Genomic DNA, 20,872 nt, shown 5'->3' on the forward strand with positions numbered 1-20,872 from the left:
CAGGCTTGCGCTTTGCGAGCTCCCGACATCACGGGTATGGAAGTCCGATCATTCGATTCGCCTGAGGTTCGCAGGAACTTCAGGCAAAACGGGCCTGCAGCGTTGCGGCAAGCAAAAAGAACCGGTCCGTGGGACCGATTCATTTGCAAAGCCATTTAGTTCCTATGGAAGTGGACCATGTTACCGTATGGCAGGTGTGCCAGAGCCTGCCGGAGCCGGATTGCCAGTGCCTCCGGAACCCGGCCCAGCTCCGGTGCCCGGGCCGTTCACGCTTCCGCTGCCTGAACGCGCTCCACCGGCTCCGCTCTCTGTTCCGTTACCGGTTCCTGCGCCGCTGCCGGTTCCAGTCCCGGAGCCTGCACCGTTTCCGGTTCCAGTGCCTGAGCCGTTCCCGGCCGGGGTACCGTTGCCTGCTCCGGCGCCGGTGCCATTGCTTGTTCCGGTACCCGCGCCCGAGCCGTTAGTGGAACCGGCACCCGTTCCGCCACCGGTACCGGTGGCTCCTGTTCCGGTCCCGCTTCCATTGCCCGTTCCGCCGCCGGCGCCCGATCCGGCTCCGTTATTTCCGCTGCCGTTGGTACCATTACCGCTGTTTCCGCCGCCCGGAGTATTTCCGCCTCCGGTTCCAGCTCCCGTACTGCCATTGCCGGTTCCGTTATTCCCGGTTCCGGTTCCGTTATTACCCGTTCCATTATTTCCATTATTTCCATTATTTCCATTATTTCCGTTATTTCCGTTATTTCCGTTACTACCGTTGCCATTGTGGCCATTTCCATTGCCGTTACTGCCATTGCCATTGTTTCCATTATTCCCGTTGTTGCCGTTACCGTTGTTGCCATTTCCGTTTCCATTGTTGCTGTTGCCGTTGTTCCCGTTTCCGTTTTGGTTGCCATTTTGGTTGCCGTTGCCTTGCCCGTTGCCGGTCGGCAAACCGCCGCCTGCAGGCACCTCTACGGAAGCGGTGTTGGACTTCTGCCCTTCGGAGTTGGTCGACGAATTGTATGGGACTACGTAATAATCGAATTTATCTCCGGATGGCGCGGATATATCGGTCATTTCCGGCGACGTCGTTCGCAATATCTCCATAAATTCCTTGTCTTGCGCACCTTTGCGGAAAACCTTGTAAATGACGTTATCGCCTTTGATCGCCGTCCACGTAAGCCGGACTCCGTTCTTCTCGGGCAAATAAGTGGCGCTCAAATCGGTGACCGACTGAACGGGTTCGACCAGATCCTCTACATCCTTCGGCTTCTGGAATTGCGTCACCTTCTGGTTGGCCAGCGCCTTCGACATGACCTCCTTGAACATGACGGCCGGTCCGGCGCTGCCGTTGGATACGAAATGCTGCGTGTCTGTCGTATCGAAGCCCATCCAGATCGCCGCCGTCCATTCCGGCGTGTAGCCGGCGAACCAGACGTCGCGGTTGTATTTCTCCAGCCCTTTAAGGTCAAGCTGCGTCGTGCCCGTCTTGCCCGCAACCGGACGGTTCATCTTGGCGCTTGTGCCGGTACCGTTGTCGACGGCATTTTTCAGCATGACCGTCATATACCAGGCGGTTCTGGCGCTCATCACCTGCTCGGGCTTTTTCGCCTTAAACGTATACACTTCCTTATCGGTCGAGTCGACTACTCTCGCGACGGAATGGCTTTCGTTCAGTTGTCCATTATTGGCGAACGCCCCATAGGCCGTAGCGAGCTGCAAAGGCGACACGCCTTTGGTCAATCCCCCCAACGCGATCGCCAGATTGTTATCTTTGCTGTCGTCCAGCTTAATACCGAGCTTGCTTGCGAAATCCATCCCGCGTTTGACCCCGATTTCATTCAGCAGCCAGACGCTGGCCACGTTCGCCGATTTTTGCAGCGCTTGCGTCATGCTGATTTGACCGAGATAGACATTGTCCCAGTTGTTCGGGGAGTAACCGTTGAACGACATTTTCTCGTCCTTCAGCATCGTATACGGATTCCATTTCTTAAAGTCCAGCTCCATCGCCGGCGCATACTCGGCAATCGGCTTGAACGAGGAGCCCGGCGCGCGTTGCTGTACCGCCCTGTTCAATTCTTTCGTTTTGTAGTCGCGCCCGCCGATCATCCCGACGATGCCGCCGTCCTTATGGTTGACGATGACCATGGCGCTCTGCATTTTTTGCTTCGGCCCATCCTTCTGGAACAGCTTTTCGTTCTTGTAGGCTGTCTCCATCGCTTTCTGCGCCGTCGCATCCATCGTCGTATAGATGCTGTATCCGCCGCGCAGCAGCTCATCCTCCGATAAGCCCGACTTGGCCACCGCTTCGTTAAGCGCATAATCGATAAAGGTCGTATAGTCCTTCGTCTCGGTAGGCGGTTTATACGTGTATTCCGCGGCCGCTGCTTCGGCGCGCTCTGCTTCGGTAATATAGCCTTGATCCTTCAGCAGTTGGAGAACGACGCCCCGGCGCTCCTTCGAGCGGTCCGGATGATCGATCGGGTTGAAATAGGCCGGCGCCTTCGGAATGGCGGCAAGCGTAGCCATCTCCCACAACTGAAGCGAATTAAGATCGGACTTGCCAAAATACTTTTTGGCCGCCGCCTTGACCCCGTAAGCCCGGTTGCCGAAATAAATCCGGTTCAGGTACAGCTCCAGGATTTGTTCCTTCCCCAGATTGTTTTCCAAAGCGAGCGCTATCGACGCTTCCGTCGCTTTACGGAACACTGTTTTATCGGCGTTCAAAAACAAGTTTTTGGCCAATTGCTGCGTAATCGTGCTGCCGCCCTCCACCGCGCTGCGGTGAATGACGTCCTTGACGAGCGCCCGGCCGATCGACCAGAAATCGATGCCGCCGTGCTCGGCGAACCGTTTGTCCTCGGTGGCGATGAACGCCTGGCCGAGCCGCTCGGGAATTTCCTTCATGGTGACCAGCTCGCGGTTTTCCCCCGGCAAGTACAGCGTGGCAATTTCCTGGTTGTTGACATCGTACAGTTTGGCCGACTCGGCCAGGTCCAGCTTATCTTTATTCTCTTTATACAGCTTCTCTCCGTTCAGCATGATGAAGACGTATCCCCCCATGGCGCAAAACAAGCCCAGAGCGCAGGTGACCAGAAGCCAGATGAGCAGTTGGCGGGTGCGGAACCGCTTCTTCTTTTTCTTCTTGGCCGGTTGCTTTGGCGGATTGGCATTGGGGTTTCTGGTTGTGCTCATCCTCCGACTCCCTCCTACCCGATTGAAGCAAAAGAACAACCCGTTAGGGTTGCTCTGCTTCTTTTCTTTCTACTGCTTAAACGTTGCTTCGCGGCAAAAAGTTTCAAAAACGCTGCCGCAAAAAACGAAAAATCGGCTTGCGCCGATTAAGATTCGTTGGCCGGCTCCTGCGGCATCAGCGATACGGGACGCTGCGGGGTGAACGTGGAGATGGCGTGCTTGTACACCATTTGCTGCCGTCCGTCGCTGTCGATGATGATCGTGAAGTTATCGAATGCTTTAATGTGTCCGCGAATCTGGAATCCGTTCGTCAGGTACACGGTAACCGGAATGCTTTCCTTGCGCAGCTGATTCAGGAATGTATCCTGAATGTTGATCGACTTGTTCATCAAAGTACCCCCTGATATGGTGATTTCCACGGACCGTTCTGGAATTGTTGTTCGAGTGGCTCCCCATTTTATTCGGGATCGGGGATAAACTTTCCTGCTAGTATATCACGAATTGTGTGTAAATTGGCAGAAAAATTTGCCTCGGTAACGTCGATCCAATGAATGTCCTGCATCCGCCTGAACCAAGACAACTGGCGTTTGGCGAACCTTCGCGTGTTCCGTTTCAGCAGCTCGATCGCCTCCGGCAATCCGTAGTCTCCCTGGATGTAGCCTACGATTTCCTTGTACCCGAGCCCTTGCATCGAGAACAGCCCGGGCGCGTAGCCCCGTTCGAGCAAACCGCGCACCTCGTCGACCAGACCTTGTCCGATCATCAGATCAATTCGCGCTTCAATACGTTTATATAAAATTTTGCGCTCCATTGTCAAGCCGACGATACATAGTTCGTAAGGCGACTGCTTTTTTTGTCCGGCCACCTGCTCGGATAACGGCGACCCCGTAGCCTCATACACTTCGAGCGCCCGGATCGTGCGGCGTCTGTCGTTCGGATGAATGCGGCGGGCCGATTCGGGATCGACTCGCACGAGCCGTTCGTGCAGCTCCGCCTCGCCATGCGCGTCCGCGAAAGCGTTCAGTTCGGCCCGGTAAGCTTCATCCATGCCGATCTCGCTGAAGCGGTAATCGTAGCAGAGCGATTCGATATACAAGCCGGTGCCGCCGACGATAAAAGGCAGCTTGCCCCGCCCGTGAATATCCGCAATCAGGGCTCGGGCCCGCTCCTGAAATTCGGCGGCGGAGAACGGGTAATCCGGGTCGTGAATATCGATCATGTGGTGAGGCACGCCCCCCCGTTCCTCCATCGTGGCCTTGGCCGTGCCGATATCCATGCCCCGGTACACTTGCATCGAATCGCCCGAAATAATCTCGCAGCCGTACCGGGCGGCCATCTCGATGCTCAAGTTCGTCTTGCCTACGGCCGTCGGCCCCAGCAGGACGAGAAGGCGCGGTTTCGTTTCCGCTTCATTCACGGATGTATCACTCCATATGCAATTTTCGTTCGTGTGCGGGACAGCTCGCGGAAGCCGAGCCGTTCAAATTCCCCGCTCTCTTTATGTTCTTTCAGTACGACGCTTTTGCGCGCCACCCGGACCGCTTCGCGGATCGACCGCTCGTCCAGCGGGGCGTGATTCGCCAGTTGCCGCAGCGGCCCGATCCCGCTTGACTGCTCGATAGGCTGACGGAACATCGGATCGAAATAGACGATATCGACGCTCTTGTCCGGAAGGGCTCGCAGCTCGTCCAGATGGCAGCCGAGCTTCATGCGCACCCGCCGCATCGCCGCATCGAACGGCGGCAAGTGGGTTTCGTAGACGCGCAGCCCTTCCCGCACGACGGTATACAACGCGGGCTGGCTCTCGACGGCGGTTACTTGCCCTTCCGGACCGACTGCATACGCGAACACGATCGAATCGGCGCCAAGTCCGGCCGTACAGTCGAGCACGCGGTCTCCCGGAGCAGCACCGGTCATGGCGATCATCCCGTCGCCCTCGCCGTTCATCATCCGCTTTACACGGACAAGCGAGAGCGAAGGATGAAAGAAAAGCGGAGCGTCTCCGCTCCCGTGTACTTGCAGCTCCCTCTCTGTGACGAGCAGAAAATGCGGATCGCCGTATCGTTCGGCCAGCCGGCGGACCGAAGAGGAGCCGCGCGGTACGCAGCGGATGCCCAACTCGCCGGCCAGCTGGCTGGCGCGCAATTCCGTCTCCCGCGACGGCGAATAGGAAGTCGTTACCAGCATTACATCACCCGCTTGAACATTTTTTCCAGCTCGTAGGTCGAGAAGCTGACGACGATCGGCCGGCCGTGCGGACACGTGTACGGATTGCGGCAGCGGGCCAGCCTATCGAGCAGCGCTTCGATTTCCGCGGTGCTCAAATGCTGGTTCGCCTTGATCGAGGCTTTGCAGGAGCACATGATCGCCGCTTTCTCGCGCAGCTTCGTCAGATCGATCGATTTTTTCTCAGCCAACAGCCAATCCGCCATCTCCTCGACAAGCGTCTTTTCTTCCCCGGGAGGAAACCAGTGCGGCAAGCCGCGCACGAGGAACGCTCCGCCGCCGAATGGCTCCAGGTCGACGCCGACCTGCTCGAGCAGCGGCAGCTTCGCGGATAACGCCTCCGCTTCCGCCGTCGTAAATTCCAGCGTCAGCGGCACGAGCAACTGCTGGCTGGCCTCTGCCGGCTTGCCGAATTTTTCATAGTAATATTCGTAATTGATCCGCTCGTGCGCCGCATGCTGGTCGATCAGGTACAACCCCGTTTCGCTCTGGGCAACGACATAAGTGCCGTGCATTTGACCGATCGGATCGAGCCTGGGAAAAGGCGGCGCCTCCGGCTTGCCCGCACCGTCCGCAGCCGGCATCATATCGACAAGCTTCTCGTACGGCAGACCGGTTGCTTTGCCCGCATCGGGGCGGTCCATTCCCGTCCGCGCGGGGCGCGAATACGACGGCGCGGGAGAAGCGTAACCCCCAGCTTGCCCCGCGAACGCCGAAGCGCCGCGACCTGGCTGCGTCTGGAACGGCCCCGCCCTGCTGCCGGCCGGCTCTGCGCTGCCCTTGCCGGTGAATGCCCGGTCGGACCGGCCGGAGCGCTCCCGGACATCCTCGAGCCCGGGAGCGGCAGGCGAGCCGGATATGTACGAATCGGACGAAACGGCCGCACGGCCCGTTTGTCCGCCGTCAAGCGCGTTCTCCTCCGAGCCGGCGGAAAGTTCTTCCTCCGCTGCGGCGGCAAAACCGCCGCCGACAGGCGCCCTGTCAGGCGGAGGCTCCGGAAGCGGGACTCCTGCGTACGGTTCGCTTGCCGCCGCCGGCTCCTCCATCGTCCGGTAAAGCTCCATCCTCTCTTGAACGACGGCCGCTTTCGGCGTCGGTCTGCCGGGCTGCGGAATAAGCACCTCTCCGCGCAGGACGGCGCGAAGCTGCTCCTCGACGAGACGCACCAGCTCCTGCTCCTTGCTGAACCGCACCTCCAGCTTGGCCGGATGGACGTTCACGTCAACCAGCTCCGGGTCCATGCCGATATGCAGCGCTACGACCGGAAAACGGTTGATAGGAAGCAGCGTGTGGTAAGCGTTAAGGATGGCGTTCGATACCGCATAGTTGCGGATTGTCCGTCCGTTCATTACGATCGTGATGCCTTGGCGGTTCGATCTCGTCATATCCGGACGGGATATGTATCCGCCGAGCGTATAATCGGCGTCCTCGGCCTTCACCGGCAGCATCGCCTTCGCCACCGTCGTGCCGTATACCGCCGCGACGACCTGCCGCAGATCGCCGTTGCCGAGCGTCTGCAGCAGCACGTTGCCGTTATGCTTCAAGGTGAACGCGACGTGCGGGTGGGCCATTGCCGAACGATACAAGTAATCGGATATGTGACCGAGCTCGGTCTGAATCGTCTTCATATACTTTAACCGGGCCGGCGTATTGTAAAACAGCTCCTTGACCGCCATATCCGTGCCGCGGGAGGCCGCCGTTTCCTGAAACGATCTGACGGTGCCGCCCTCGATGACGAGCTTTCGGCCGAGGCCGTCCGCCGACGAAGCGGTGACGCAGTTGACCTTGGCCACGGCCGCGATACTCGGCAGCGCCTCCCCACGGAAGCCTAGCGTACGAATCTGGAACAAATCTTTGCCGCTGCCGATCTTGCTCGTCGCGTGGCGGTAGAAGGCGACCTCGCAGTCGTCCGTCTCGATGCCGGAACCATTGTCCGTCACCCGGATCAGCTGCAGTCCGCCCTCCTCCACCGTAACGGCAATTCTGGAGCTGCCGGCGTCGAGCGAATTTTCCACGAGCTCCTTGACGACCGACGACGGCCGCTCGATCACTTCGCCCGCCGCGATCTGGTTCGCTACATGTTCGTCCAGCACCTTGATTTTTCCCATTACGATTCGGTTCCTTTCACAGTCAGCACCGTCTTGTCCGCACCGGCCGTCCACGACATTTGCGGATACTGCTCCTTGAAGCGATCCAGCTCGATGAAGCCCGTGCCGCTTTCGTTCACAAACCCCGACGACGCGTCGAACAGATGCTTGGCGCCGGCGGCGCCCCCAATCTCGACGCCTTGACTGGTCTCGTTCCATTCCAGCCCTTCCCCTACGGCCGCAGCGAGCACGCGGGCCGGCAAGTACACCCCGCCGTTTTTCTCCAGACTCGGCAGAGCCGCATCGAAAAATTCGAATCCGTTCAGCCGGTACAGATGCTTTTCGACCTCCAGCGTCACGTTTTGCAGTCCGGCCGTGCGCAGCCCCGTGAGCAGTTGCGGAACGACGCCCTCCATCGGAATGTCCGGCGTAAGCCCGACTTTGTTGACCGTGCGCTTCGTCGGCGACAAGTATTCTTGCACCGTCACCTTCAGTACGCCGCCCGACTGGAGCGGATACAGCGCCTGAACGCTGCCTTTACCGTACGTCTTGGCGCCTACCGCGACCGCCTTCTTGTAATCCTGCAGCGCGGCGGTCAGCACCTCGGAGGCGCTGGCGCTATTCTCGTTGACCAGCAGCACGACCGGGAACGCCACCGTCTGGCCGTTCTCGATGCGTAAAGGCTCGTCGATATTGTTGCGATCCCGCGTATGGATCAAAATCCCCCGTTCGATGAACTGCTCGGCAATATTCTTGGCCGTGTCCAGCAGACCGCCGGGATTGTTGCGCAGGTCGACGACGAGTCCGCGGATACCGCTCGACTTCAGTACGTCCAACATCGCCGCGAACTGCTCGTCCGCCTCCTCGGAGAAGCTGGCCACATTCAAATACCCGATGCCTCCAGCCATCATGCCGCCGCTAACGACCGGCATATGAATTTGCCCGCGCTTCGGCTTTACGTCCAGCTCTTTGTCGCCCCGTTGTACGCGGATCGTCACCTCGGTACCCTCGATGCCGCGGATCAGCCCGGTGACGTCGCCGATTTGCATCCCGGCGGTAGGCTTGCCGTCCACTCCGATAATATAATCGCCCCGCTGCAGCCCGACGGCCAAAGCCGGCGAGTCCTGGAACACTTCCACCGCCATAAAGCGGCCCTCTTCCTCGCCGATTCTCATGCCGATGCCCGCATAGTTCAGATCGAGCGAGTTTTGAAAAGACTTCCATTCCTCTTCGTCAAAAAAGTCCGTATACGGATCGTTCAGCGTCTTGATCAGGCCGTCGATCGTCTTTTCCTTGGAATCCTCGACCGTCTTGCCGCTGATATGCATAATGCCGAGCAGTTGCTGCACTTCCTTGTATTGCTCCGGCGTCTCCTGCTTCGCGGCTCCCGCATAAGCGGCGGGCAGCGTCAGCATGCCGAATAGGGCTAGCGCGGCCGAGAGCGTTTTGAGCTTCCGGAATCGGCCCTGAAAGCGATTAGGCTGCTTGTTCATCCAATGTGTCCTCCCTGCTTCGTATCGGCAACCGCCTTTTGTTTCAGCTCGAATAAAAAATTCATCGCCGCAAGCGGCGTCATATTGATCAAGTCCGCCGCACGCAGCTGCTCGATCAGCTTCTCCGCGGCCTGCTCCGCCTTGGATTTGACCCGGGGGGCTTGCTTGTCCGGTTTTTCGCTTTCGCCGAACAGGCTGAGCTGAACGAGCGGCCCCGCTTCCTTCACGATCTCCGGCTGCTCCGCAGCCTGGATGTTCGGAACGGCGGGTTGCTGCCATGGCGTGGCCGGGGAATCTGCCGGCACGGCTGCGCGTTCTTCGCGAGCGGCAGCCGCTTCGCCCGCTCCCTGCACGACGGACGACGCCGTATCGAACCGGTGAAGCAGGTCGTAAGCCCGGTCGATGATCGAATCCGGCAGGCCGGCGATGCGGGCGCAATAAATGCCGTAGCTCGTGCTGGCGGCGCCGCGGATCATTTTGCGCAGGAACGTGACGTCCTGCCCGCTTTCCTTCACCGCCATGCAATGGTTGCGCAGCGCGGACTGCGTCTCCTCCAGATGGGCCAGCTCGTGAAAATGCGTGGAAACGAGCGTCTTGCAGCCGATCCGGTCGTGCAAATATTCGATGACCGCCTGCGCGATCGCCATCCCTTCCCCGGTGGACGTGCCGCGCCCCAGCTCGTCGATGATCACGAGACTGCGCGAAGTCGCTTTGGCCGTCATCGTGCGGATGTCCATCATCTCGACCATAAAGGTGCTCTGACCGCCGACGAGGTCGTCGGCTGCGCCGATCCTCGTGAAGATCCGATCCACGATCGGGATCTGGGCCGCTTCCGCCGGCACGAAGCTGCCGATCTGGGCCATGATGCAGATCATCGCCACCTGGCGCATATACGTGCTTTTGCCCGCCATGTTTGGGCCGGTAATCAGAAGGACCCGACCGTCCTCTTCTGTCATATACGTATCGTTGGCAATAAACGGACTGTCCTTCAATATCGCTTCGACGACCGGATGCCGGCCTTCCGCAATATTCAGCTCGTACCCGTCGCCTACCGCCGGACGCCGGTACCGGTAAGCGGCGCCTACGGTCGCGAACGATTGCAGCACGTCGGCCGCGGCGATCGTCTCCGCCAGCTGCTGCAGTCGTTTCACCTGCTCGGACAGCTTATCACGTAACTGCATGAACAGCTCGTATTCGATACCCACCATCTTCTCCTCGGCCTCGAGGATAAGCGCCTCCTTCTCCTTCAGCTCCGGCGTCACGAAGCGTTCGGCGTTCGCCAGCGTCTGCTTCCGTTCGTACCGCTGCTCGGGCAAGGAGGCGAGGTTGCTGCGGGTTATTTCGATATAGTAACCGAACACTTTATTATACCCGATTTTGAGCGAGCGAATCCCGGTCTGCTCGCGTTCGCGCCGCTCCAGCTCGGCGATCCATTGCTTGCCGTTCGCGCTCGCCTCGCGCAGCCGGTCGAGATGGTCACTGCAGCCCGCTTTGATGATCCCGCCCTCGCGCACCGACACCGGCGGCTCGTCGACGATCGTATCCTCGATCCATTGCCGGATATCTACGCACTCGTCCATCGCTTCCGCCAGTTGACGCAGCGTTGAGGAGCCCGATGTCGCGCAAATATGTTTGACATGGGGAATTTGCGCAAGCGACAGCTTCAGGGCAAGCAGATCGCGCCCGTTCGCATTGCCGTACGAGATCCGGCTGACGAGCCGCTGCAAATCGTACACTTCCTTCAGCTGCTGGCGCAGCTCCTCCCGTACGATAAGTCCGTTGTAGAGGCAGTCGACCGCCTCCAGCCGCTTCTCGATCTCGGCCCGATTCGTCAGCGGCTTGTCGATCCAACGGCGCAGCAGCCGGCCTCCCATCGAGGTCGCCGTACGGTCCAGGAGCCAGAGCAGCGAGCCTTTCTTCGAACGCTCCCGCACCGTCTCCGTCAGCTCCAGGTTGCGCCGCGTGAACGGGTCCATCGTCATATGCTGCTGTCGGTCGTACAGGTCCATCGCCGTAATGTGCGACAACGACCGCTTCTGGGTTTCTTTTAAATAGGCGATCAGCAGAGCGACGGCTTGACGGCTGACCGGCGCTGCGGCGCGGACCTGCTCGTGCGGAAATTGGCCGAAGAGCAGTTGCTCGCCCTCCTCCTCCCTGTCGGTCAGCAGCTTCGTCGGGAGCAGGTCGGCCATATCCGAGCGCATCCGGTCGAGCAGCTGCGGCTGGCCGATCAGCTCAGACGGCCCGTACAGGTTGATTTCGTCGACCAGTTGTTCCAGGGAAGGCTCCATGGCGGTCACGAACAGCTCGCCTGTGGACAAGTCGCAGGCCGCCAGACCGAATTGAGCGTCGTCCGATGCTACGCAGACGAGGAAATTGTTCTGGCTGTCCCCGACCGCTTTGCCGTCCATCACCGTCCCCGGCGTGACGATCCGCACGATTTCGCGCCTGACGACCCCTTTGGCTTCGGCCGGGTCTTCGACCTGCTCGCATATCGCGACTTTGAAGCCTTTTTCGATCAGCCTGCCGATATACGATTCTGCCGAATGGTAAGGAACGCCGCACATCGGAATCCGTTCCTCCATGCCGCCTTCGCGGCCAGTCAGCGTAATTTCCAGCTCCTGCGACGCCTTGATCGCGTCCTCGAAAAACATTTCATAAAAATCGCCCAGACGGAAAAACAAAATCGCGTCTTCCGCCTGCGCTTTGATCGACAAATACTGCTCGATCATCGGCGTATATTTGGTCATGTCCATCCCCCAACCGCGAATCGTGTACAATTGCTGTTTTCAGCTATTATATCATAAATCGCGTCGCTCACCTCGACTGGGAACGAACGGTTGGAAGACGCAGGGCAAAATGCGAGAATAGCGGCTCGAAAACCGCAGAAGTCCCCCTGCCCAAACCGACGTCGACTTGGTATACTGCGGAAGAGTACCGAGAAGGGAACGGCGCTCCGCTAAATAACGCCGATTGGCCGTCTTCATCTCGCCGCCCCGGCGGGCGTCCCGATTTGCCAAGCGCGGCGAAAATCTTTCCCTTCGTCCCAGCACTCGCCCTTTTCGATCATGGTCAGCAAAGGTTCGGTCATACCGGCGAATTCGGCATAATCCGGGAGCTCGCGGATTTGTCCGAGCAGCGCCAGCGCAACGGGGCGCAGCTCTTTTTTGTCGCCGGCCAAATAATGCCTCAGCACGTCCGGCCGATCGAGCGGTTTGTCGCCCAGCTCTCTGTAATGCCGCGCAATAAGCGCCGTCAAGGCCAACACCCCTTTGGCGACCCTCGGGGAAACGAGCCAGCTCGGCAGCGTGCGGTACTCGAAGCCGCCGTGGGGCTGACGCCGAAAGTCCCCGGGCATGCCGTAGCGCGGCCGACGTGCTTTGGAGCGCTCGTCTTCGATAAGAAGCAGCGGCAGCGCCAAATAGTTGTCCAATGCCTTCAAGAGCGGCACATTCAGCGCCGTCCGGCTTATATGAATGTGGCCGCCCAAAGCGAACCCTTTGGCCGGCATCCCACCGGCCAACCACCTCGCTCCGGGCGTATCGGGAATAAGCTCGGCGGCCGTCAGCAGGGTACGGCGGACGTTGGATACCAACCGTCTCGGATCGGCGCTCGGCTGCGGCCGCAGCTCGGCGAGCGGGTACAGCACCCTGCCGCCGATGCGCACGCGATCGCAGCCCGCTTGCCCTTCGCGAGGCAAGAAGGCGGAGGCTGGCATCACTTGTCCGTCCGCATTCATCAGCAGAAACTCGGGATCCGCTCCGAGCAGCGCGACGGGCGCCGTCAACGGGTCCGTCTCTGCCGCGTGTTCCCCGTCCCGGAACAGCTTGAGCGACTCCGCGAACGTTGCGGTAAGCCGTGCGTCCAGCTTCGGGAACGGCTCCAGCCGTAGCAGCGTAGGCGGACCGTCCGCCGACATGCCCATATCGATCATACCGAAGTCAAGCCCGCACAAATACAGCAGCCGGACGGCCGCCCGTCCGGTCTGCCGCCGTTTCCGCTCCGGGACGTCGTCCGGCTCGACGCGCCGCCATACGCCGTCAGGCTTTCCATCCCCGGTAGAGCCGCCCGGCCCGTACAGCAAGCCGACGCGGGCTCCGTTCGCGGCATAAACCGCATTGGCCGCGAAGCTGTATTCGGCCATGATTTCCAGCCGGAACACGTAAAACCGGTAACGGTGCGTCATGTCCCGTTCCTTCCCGTCCTCGCCCGCCCCGTAGCCGAGCATGCGGGCAACCGCGCGTCCGCGCTGCGCCGCCTGTGCCGATCCCGCCGCAGCATTCAGTCCAAGCCTTTCCGCTTCCGCATACAAGCCGTCCATGGCGCCGTCGCTCCCTTCCGCGTTTTTTTCAACAAAAAAGAGGGCGAATGCCCTCTGGCGAAACGTATTCTCCGACATAGTATAAGGTAAGTATTAATTCACGTCGTCGTCGAGCAAGTCGGGGTCCAGATCCTCGAACTCGTTCTCGTCGCCGGAATCGAAATCCACTTCCTTGTCGAGATCGTTGCAGCCACCCTCGCATACGAGCACACATACCTTCGTCTCGGCAACCAGCTCCACTTGGAATTCCCGCTCCACCCGGATCACGACTCCGTTACCGGTGGACGAAACGTTCGCCTCCACACAATTCGGGTCCTGCGTTGCGACCGCAGACACCTCGACCGTGGACACCCTGTGTTTCGCGTCGAGATACGATAGCGGAACCAGCTCTACATACGAGACCGTTTCTTTCGCTACCTCCGTGCTCTTGTTTTTGTCGTAAGAATACCAAATGTTGATATCGTAAGTACCTACCACTTCCACGCCGTCGTTGGAATTCACTGCTTCATATTCGTGGTTAATGACCCAGGCCCCAAGAATACTGGACGGTGCGTGCGGCGGAGTTACGGTATGCGTCACTTGCGAAAACTTACGACCTTTGCCGCATACGGCTTTGGTGATGATTTCTCGGCAATGCGCATCTCTATGTGCAGTCGACATCCTGCAAACCTCCTCCATGACAATCATTCCATACATGTGTATGCAGGACATAGGCGAATGTTGATTAATTGAGCGCAAACGAATTTAAATAATTCGGAAAACCCCTGTTGTCGATTTGTAAATCCACTCCCTACAGCATATGAATACAGGGCATGGCATATGTTTCAGGGCCGCAATGCAGCCGCATTTTAATGAAGAAGAAGCAAGCCGAATCTTTGCAACCAAGCTGCACTCTATTGCAAGGGCCGTTCTATACATTAGCCTCTTGAATCGGATAATAGGCACTGTGCGCTCATTTCCGTTTGATAAGGTCAGAGACTGCTCGACATGTTCCTGATAGCCAAAATCCAAAAATAAAAGCAGGGCGCAGGGGTTATTTCCCCGCACCCTGCTTTTTAATTAGCAGATGGCGCAAAGCCGTTTTAGCAGCCGTCGTTATTCTACGGCATCTTCGTCTTCTTCGGCACCTTCGCCCTCGCCGGCACTTTCGCCTACCTTATTGCCTAAAGCTGCGCCTACAATGCCGCCCACGACTGTGCCGACAGGACCCAATGCGGAACCTACGACAGCGCCTACTGCGCCGCCGCCTACGGTTCCCATTGCTTCTCCGGTGTCGACGCCAGCCGCAAGAGTCTCGTTGCCGCCATCGCGATCGTTCCGATTGCGGTCGTTGTTTTTAGCCATCCATCTCACTCCCTCATTTTGTGATAGGAAACGCTGTTACTGTACATAGCGCAGCAGTCCCAAACCCTATGGTGCCCCAACCGGTCGGAAAGGATTCTTAATTATATAAGTTGAACGAATGATTGAAGCCCGTTGCATTCCGAAAAGGATGGCCTTGCTTTATTGTCGAGAAGTCGACTGCTTCTTTTCCCGTTTGGCGATGTTCAGATAATAGGTCAGCTCGTGGCACATTTGCAAAATGGCCGAGCGCACTTCGAACTCCTCGCGCGTCTGCGGCAGGGACATGTCGCGGAAGCCCGCTTCCAGCGCCGAAAGCCGACTCTCGACGTTGCCCGTATACGTATCGCTTTTCACATCGACGCTGAGCTCCTCGAACAGCTCCGCCACGAGCTGGCCGTGCGGCAAATTGCTATACACCTGGGCCACAATATGGATCATATCCTGAATCGATTCGAGCTGGCTGTCGCGCATGCGGAAATAACCGTTCCAATAAGGATCGCCGGCGAACAGCCGGTTCTCCGCGGCCCGGACCGCCTCCTGCTTGCCGCGCTCGATCGCCTCGTGGGCTTCAAGCACCTCGCTGCCGCTCCAGACGTAATCCACATCGCGCAGATGGCGGGCCAATTGGATGAAAATGACGGAGAACAGATGCTCCACGCGCTCCCGCTGCCGCTTCAGCTTGCGTTCCGTATCGGGCATATAGATGACGTTGACGATCGTCGCCGTGCCAAGGCCGATGCCGAGCAGCGCCAGCTCGTTCAGCACGATCGGAACCGTCGCCTGGCCGACAGAGAAAATATGAAAGACGGTAACGCAGCAGGTGGCCAAGCCGTTCTGCAGCCGTAGCTTGAGCAGGACGGGGATGGCGATCAGGATAAAGGCTGCCAGTACATATAGATGAAAGCCGAATAGCACAAGCATGATCGTGGCGATCGCCAATCCCATAACCGAAGCTCCGATACGGGTAAGCGACGTGACGATACCTTTGCGGATTGTCGATTCCACGCCCATAATAGCCAGCAGCCCGGCGGACATCGGGTATTGTACGGATAAAAGCATGGCCAAGTAAACGGCCGCCACGGTGGCAATGGCGGTTTTCAAAGTACGAATGCCCATAGGTGGTCGTCTCCCCTTTTTCTCCAATCGTACCCGAACGGTGCGGGGATTACAATCGCGGGAAAACGCAAAAGCCGCGCGCAAACTCCGTAGAGTTTCGCGCGCGGCCATAGCTTCGCCTGCTTATCGTTTCTTCAGTGCTTTCAGGGACCTTACACGGAGAAAGGCAACGACACGCATTTGACGCGCCGGCCGGCTTAAGATCGCCTCTGGAACTTCCGCTCCGCATAAGCGACCGCCTGGTACATCACCGTCGCCACGATCGCGATGATGAAGAGGCTGCCCAGCACAAGCGTGAAATTGAACACCTGAAAGCCGTATATGATCAAATAACCGAGGCCTTGCTTGGATACGAGAAATTCCCCGACGATCACGCCAACCCAGGCTAGGCCGACATTGACCTTCAAGGTGGAGACGATCGCCGGAACCGAAGCGGGCAATATGACTTTGCGGAACGACTGTCCTCTCGTCCCGCCGAACATGCGCACCACTTTAATCAGATTGCCGTCCACTTCTTTGAAGCTCGTAAAGACGACAAGCGTCGTAATGACCACGGTGACGGCCAGCGTCGTCGCGATAATCGACATGACGTTCGGGCCGAGTCCGACGATAAACAAAGGACCAAGCGCCACCTTCGGCATGCTGTTGGCCACGACGATATACGGATCGAGCACCCTGGCGAGAAAAGGCGACCACCAGATCAGCGTCGCAAGCCCGGTCCCCAGCAGCGTGCCCAGCAAGAACCCCGCCCCCGTTTCCAGTACAGTCGTCCATACGTGCGGCATCAGGGAACCGTCGGCCAGCTTGCCCGCCAGAAGCTTGACGATTTTGCTCGGATAGCTGAAAAGCAGCACATCGATCCACTTGTTCCGCCCGGCGATCTCCCACAGGGCGAGAAAAGCCGCCAGGATGGCGGCTTGCGTCAGGAGAACGAGCGCCGCCGTCCGGCGAAGCTGCTTGCGATGGGCACCCAGCACCCGTCTGGGCAAATCGGCCGCCGGTCCGCCTCCGCCGGCTACTCCGGTTATGTCGCTCATGACGGCTCCTCCTTCGCTTCCATCTCTTCGAATTCGTTCCATATTTCGTTGAAAAGCTTGTGAAAACCGGGCATCTCGCGCGCCTTCAGCGGCCCGGCCGCGCGAATCGAATCAGGCACGGCGATATCCCGCCTCACCCGGCCGGGCCCGCGGTCCAGCACGATGACCCGGTCGCTCATGGCGATCGCCTCGGCGATGTCGTGGGTGACGAGCAGCGCGGACTTGCGCCAAGCCTTGAGCGTTCCGGACACTTGCTCCTCCAGCGTCAGCTTCGTCTGGTAATCCAGCGCGGAGAAGGGCTCGTCGAGCAGCAGCAGCTCGGGCGACGTCATCAGCGTCCGGACGAGCGCGACCCTTTGGCGCATGCCTCCCGACAACTGATGCGGGTATTTGCCGGCTACGTCATTCAGCCCCATCTCCCCGAGCAGCCGGACGGCCTCGCTTCTGTGCGCGTCGGTTACCCGGCCGCTCACTTCCAAACCGATAACGCAGTTGTCGAGAATGGTCCGCCATGGGAATAAGTAATCGGACTGCAGCATGTAGCCGACTTGGCGGGACGGGCCTGTCACCCGCTTCCCGCCGATCTCCACCGTTCCTGCGGTCGGTTCAATCAGACCGGCGATAATGGACAGGAGCGTCGTCTTGCCGCAGCCGCTCGGGCCGACCAGACTGGCGAACTGGCCGGCAGCGAGCGTAAAGCCGACATGCTCCAGCGCCAGAAAGGCGCTTTTCCCCGATACGTAAACGTGGGAGATATGCTCCACACGGACTGCCGGATCCCTCTCCCGCATGACGCTCACCGTCCTTCCCGCGCTACTTTCCGACCGCCTCGATCGCTCTTTGCGCGAATGTATTGTCGACCAGCTTCTTGTAATCGGCCCGCTGGCTCAGCTCGCCCGCCGTCTGCATGACGTCCTGCAAGTTGTTCCATTCCTTCTCGTCCACGATCGGATCGGAGGCGAACGATTGCTGCTCCTTGTACCGTTTCACGACCGCTTTTACGATTTCTTTGTCCGTGTCGGCGAAGAACGGAGTAAGCGCGTCGGTTATTTCGTCCACCGGCTTCGCGGCCACCCAGCGCTGCGCTTTGTAGACCGCGTTCGTAAACTTCTGGATCGTTTTCGGATTGCGCTCGATAAAGCTCTTTTTGGACATGAACACGGTGTACGGCAGCTGTCCGCTCTCTACGCCGAAGGAAGCGACGACGAACCCTTTGCCTTCCTTCTCGATCAAGGTCGCCTGCGGCTCGAACATTTGCACGTAGTCGCCGGTGCCCGAGGAGAAAGCGGCCGGGATGTTGGCAAAATCGACGTTCTGGATCAGCTTCAAATCTTTTTGCGGATCGATCCCCTTCTTCTTCAGCGTAAATTCGCCCGCCATCTGCGGCATGCCGCCCTTGCGCTGACCGAGGAAGGTACTGCCCTTCAGCATCGACCAGTCGAACTTGTCGAGTTTTTTGCGCGATACGAGAAACGTCCCGTCCGACTGGGTCACCTGAGCGAAGTTGATCACCGGATCGTCCGAGCCTTGCTGGTTGACGTAAATCGACGTTTCCGAGCCGACCAGCGCGACGTCGATCGCTCCGGACAGCAGCGCGGTCATCGTCTTGTCGCCGCCCGCCGTCGTCGAAAGCTCGACCGTAAGCCCCTCCTCCTTGAAAAAGCCTTGACTGATCGCCACGTACTGGGGAGCGTAAAAGATCGACCGGGTCACTTCCCCGATCCGGATCTTGGTCTGGTCCGTGGCGGAGCCTGTGCATGCGGCTAACACGACCGGAACGGCGGCGACGATTGCGAGCAGCAGCGTCTTCATCGTTTTTCCCATGAAGCGGTTCCTCCCTTGTTCTCTTTGCCATCATCATATGCAGGAGCCCAGTTCGGGGTGAGAAGCCGGAACCCGTGAGAAAAGAAGCCGTGCTGCTCCTTGATCACGTGCGAGCGGAAAGCGGCGGGACAACGCAAAAAAGCAGAGAGGGCGGGCTCTCTGCTTCCTTGCTTATGCGATTACAAGCCGTACAGCTCGCCGTATTTGCCTTTCAGGTAATCGATCAAATAATCGGGATCGAGCGGCTCCCCGGTCACGCTCGTCACGATATCGTGAGGCGTGCGCAGCTTGCCGTAACGGTAAATGCGCTCGACGAGCCATTCCTTCACCGCCGCGAACTTGCCTTCCGCCGTCAAAGCGTCCAGCGCGCCGAGCTCCTGCTCCAGCGTGCGGCGGATTTGCGCCGAATACATATTGCCGAGCGAGTAGGACGGGAAGTAACCGAAGGCGCCGCCGGCCCAATGTACGTCCTGCAGCACGCCTTCTCCGTCGTGGCTTGGAACGACGCCCAAATACTCCTCGTACTTGGCGTTCCAGTAGGCGGGCAGATCGGCGACCTGGAGAGAGCCGTCGAACAGCGCTTTCTCGATTTCGTAGCGGATCATAATATGTAAGTTGTACGTCAGCTCATCGGCCTCGATGCGAATCAACGAAGGCTCCACCCGGTTGATCGCCGCGTAAAAATCGTCGACGCTTACGTCCCGGAACCGGTCCGGATACAGCTCCTGCAGCTTCGGATAGTAGCGGTGCCAGAAAGTGCGGCTCCGGCCGATCATATTTTCCCAGAAGCGCGACTGCGACTCGTGAATGCCCATCGACGTTCCCGTGCAGAGCGGCGTGCCGATCAGTTCGGGGGAGATGTTCTGTTCATAGAGCGCGTGGCCGCATTCGTGGATCGTGCCGAACAAGGCGCTGGTCACATCGTCCGCCAAATACCGCGTCGTGATCCGCACGTCGCCCGGGTTCAGCCCGGTAGCGAACGGGTGAACGCTCTCGTCGAGCCGGCCCGCTTCGAAATCGTAGCCGAGTTCCTTCAATATATAGAGGCTGAACTTCTTCTGCGCGGCAATGTCGAACGTCTGCTTCAGGAACGACGTATCCGGCTGGCGCGAAGACTGCCGGATCGCGGCGACTAGCGGTACCAGCTTCTCCCGCACGTCGGCGAACAGCCGGTCCAGCTTCTCGACCGTCATGCCCGGCTCGTACATATCGAGCAGCGTGTTGTACCGGTGTCCTTCGTAGCCCCACAGCTCGACGAATTCGAGGTTGGCCGCGACGATCTTCTCCAGATACGGCTGGAACATGGCGAAATCCGCCTTCTCCTTCGCTTCTTCCCATATGGATTCGGCCTGGGACGTCAGGACGACATAAGCCTGGTATTTATCCGGCGGAATTTTTTTGCTGCGGTCGTATTCTTTTTTGCACTCATCCACCAGCTTGCGGTTCACCTCATCGAGCTGGCCGAAGACGGAGGGTTCCGACAGTTCCTCTACATAACGGCCCATCTCCTCGGAAATGGACAGCCTGAACATCTCCGCAGACAGTTCTCCGATCACCTCGGAGCGCGCTTCCACGCCTTTCCGCGGCGCGCCGGTGCGCAAATCCCAATACATCACATCCAGCGCTTCCCCGTAGCTTTTCATTTTCTTGACATAGCTCCGAAAAGACTGCACTTTCGCGTCCAGCAATTCGCTCATCCTCGACTCGTCCTCCCTTATATGCGAAACGGATGGTATCATCATACTTGGAAATGAAAGGCGAATCAACAAGGGCGGCAAAGTGTGGTACAATCAAAGTCACACGACGGAATCCGGGAGGTTGACCCATGTATATCGAATTTACCGACTCGGCGGCCGAATGGATTCGCAGCCGCTTCTTCACGGCCAACGCCTCCGGAGCGATCCGGCTCGCCTACGATACCGAAGGCTGCGGCTGCGCGGTCAACGGCGTAGCGGCGCTGTGGCTCGTCGCCAGCCCGGTCGAGGACGACCAGTTGGCCAGAACCAACTGGTTCACTGTGTTTTACGACCCGCGCCAGCAGCTGTTTTTCGAGGACAAGCTGGTCGTCGACCGCAAAGCCGACCAGCAGGCGCTGGTGCTGAAAAGCAGCCAGCAGACGTATAATGCTTCGATGCGCGTCATCGATTACCGGGAATCGGGGCCGGCCTGCGAGGCGAAGACGCCCGGCTGAGAACAAAAAAAGCTTTTCCGGTGCATGGACGCCGGAAAAGCTTTTTTTGTCTTGCGGGG

The 20,872-nt window shown here is 58.9% G+C and carries 16 protein-coding genes; 1 reads left to right on the forward strand and 15 read right to left on the reverse strand.

Translation table 11 applies throughout. The features are described from left to right. Positions 1–180: 180 nt before the first annotated feature. From ABD796_RS17410 to ABD796_RS17480, 15 genes are all read right to left on the reverse strand, one after another. The gene (locus ABD796_RS17410) at positions 181–3,174 is read right to left on the reverse strand and encodes a transglycosylase domain-containing protein (RefSeq protein ID WP_344909804.1); all 2,994 of its coding nucleotides are present in this window, start codon (positions 3,172–3,174) and stop codon (positions 181–183) included. 146 nt (positions 3,175–3,320) lie between these two features. Further along, a complete protein-coding gene (gene hfq / locus ABD796_RS17415) occupies positions 3,321–3,563 on the reverse strand; it encodes an RNA chaperone Hfq (RefSeq protein WP_344909807.1) in 243 nt (80 codons plus the stop codon). 68 nt (positions 3,564–3,631) lie between these two features. Next, positions 3,632–4,591, reverse strand: coding sequence for a tRNA (adenosine(37)-N6)-dimethylallyltransferase MiaA (miaA, locus tag ABD796_RS17420; RefSeq protein ID WP_344909809.1), 960 nt, complete (start codon positions 4,589–4,591; stop codon positions 3,632–3,634). Then, positions 4,588–5,361 carry a class I SAM-dependent methyltransferase gene (locus ABD796_RS17425; RefSeq protein ID WP_344909812.1) on the reverse strand — a complete coding sequence of 258 codons (774 nt, stop codon included), beginning with the start codon at positions 5,359–5,361 and terminating at the stop codon, positions 4,588–4,590. The genes miaA and ABD796_RS17425 overlap by 4 nt, the downstream gene beginning before the upstream one ends. Next, entirely contained in the window at positions 5,361–7,508 is a 2,148-nt protein-coding gene (mutL, locus tag ABD796_RS17430; protein WP_344909814.1) for a DNA mismatch repair endonuclease MutL, read from the reverse strand. Before mutL ends, ABD796_RS17425 begins: the two co-directional genes overlap by 1 nt. Continuing rightward, complete coding sequence (locus ABD796_RS17435) at positions 7,508–8,980, reverse strand: S41 family peptidase (protein ID WP_344909816.1); 1,473 nt, start codon at positions 8,978–8,980, stop codon at positions 7,508–7,510. Before ABD796_RS17435 ends, mutL begins: the two co-directional genes overlap by 1 nt. After that, on the reverse strand, positions 8,977–11,730 hold the full coding sequence (gene mutS / locus ABD796_RS17440; RefSeq protein ID WP_344909819.1) for a DNA mismatch repair protein MutS: 2,754 nt from the start codon (positions 11,728–11,730) through the stop codon (positions 8,977–8,979). The genes ABD796_RS17435 and mutS overlap by 4 nt, the downstream gene beginning before the upstream one ends. Positions 11,731–11,963: 233 nt before the next feature. Further along, positions 11,964–13,301: a putative amidoligase domain-containing protein gene (locus tag ABD796_RS17445; protein WP_344909821.1), complete on the reverse strand. Its 1,338-nt coding sequence runs from the start codon at positions 13,299–13,301 to the stop codon at positions 11,964–11,966. Positions 13,302–13,394: 93 nt separating this feature from the next. Further along, on the reverse strand, positions 13,395–13,961 hold the full coding sequence (locus tag ABD796_RS17450; protein WP_344909823.1) for an outer spore coat protein CotE: 567 nt from the start codon (positions 13,959–13,961) through the stop codon (positions 13,395–13,397). A 435-nt stretch (positions 13,962–14,396) separates the two neighbouring features. Then, a complete protein-coding gene (locus ABD796_RS17455) occupies positions 14,397–14,645 on the reverse strand; it encodes a glycine zipper domain-containing protein (RefSeq protein WP_344909825.1) in 249 nt (82 codons plus the stop codon). A 159-nt stretch (positions 14,646–14,804) separates the two neighbouring features. Continuing rightward, positions 14,805–15,761: an aromatic acid exporter family protein gene (locus tag ABD796_RS17460; protein WP_344909827.1), complete on the reverse strand. Its 957-nt coding sequence runs from the start codon at positions 15,759–15,761 to the stop codon at positions 14,805–14,807. Between the two features lie 197 nt (positions 15,762–15,958). Next, positions 15,959–16,798 (reverse strand): ABC transporter permease, encoded by an 840-nt coding sequence (locus ABD796_RS17465; RefSeq protein WP_344909830.1) that lies wholly within the window; start codon positions 16,796–16,798, stop codon positions 15,959–15,961. Then, entirely contained in the window at positions 16,795–17,589 is a 795-nt protein-coding gene (locus tag ABD796_RS17470; RefSeq protein WP_344909831.1) for an ABC transporter ATP-binding protein, read from the reverse strand. Before ABD796_RS17470 ends, ABD796_RS17465 begins: the two co-directional genes overlap by 4 nt. A 22-nt stretch (positions 17,590–17,611) precedes the next feature. Further along, positions 17,612–18,622 carry an ABC transporter substrate-binding protein gene (locus ABD796_RS17475; protein WP_344909833.1) on the reverse strand — a complete coding sequence of 337 codons (1,011 nt, stop codon included), beginning with the start codon at positions 18,620–18,622 and terminating at the stop codon, positions 17,612–17,614. Positions 18,623–18,801: 179 nt separating this feature from the next. Then, entirely contained in the window at positions 18,802–20,319 is a 1,518-nt protein-coding gene (locus ABD796_RS17480; protein ID WP_344909835.1) for a carboxypeptidase M32, read from the reverse strand. Positions 20,320–20,447: 128 nt separating this feature from the next. Here ABD796_RS17480 and ABD796_RS17485 point away from each other — a divergent pair, with 128 nt between their 5' ends. After that, entirely contained in the window at positions 20,448–20,813 is a 366-nt protein-coding gene (locus tag ABD796_RS17485; protein WP_344909837.1) for an iron-sulfur cluster biosynthesis family protein, read from the forward strand. The last annotated feature ends 59 nt before the right edge of the window (positions 20,814–20,872 follow it).

This window comes from Paenibacillus hodogayensis (assembly GCF_039536325.1).
Taxonomy (GTDB): domain Bacteria; phylum Bacillota; class Bacilli; order Paenibacillales; family NBRC-103111; genus Paenibacillus_AB; species Paenibacillus_AB hodogayensis.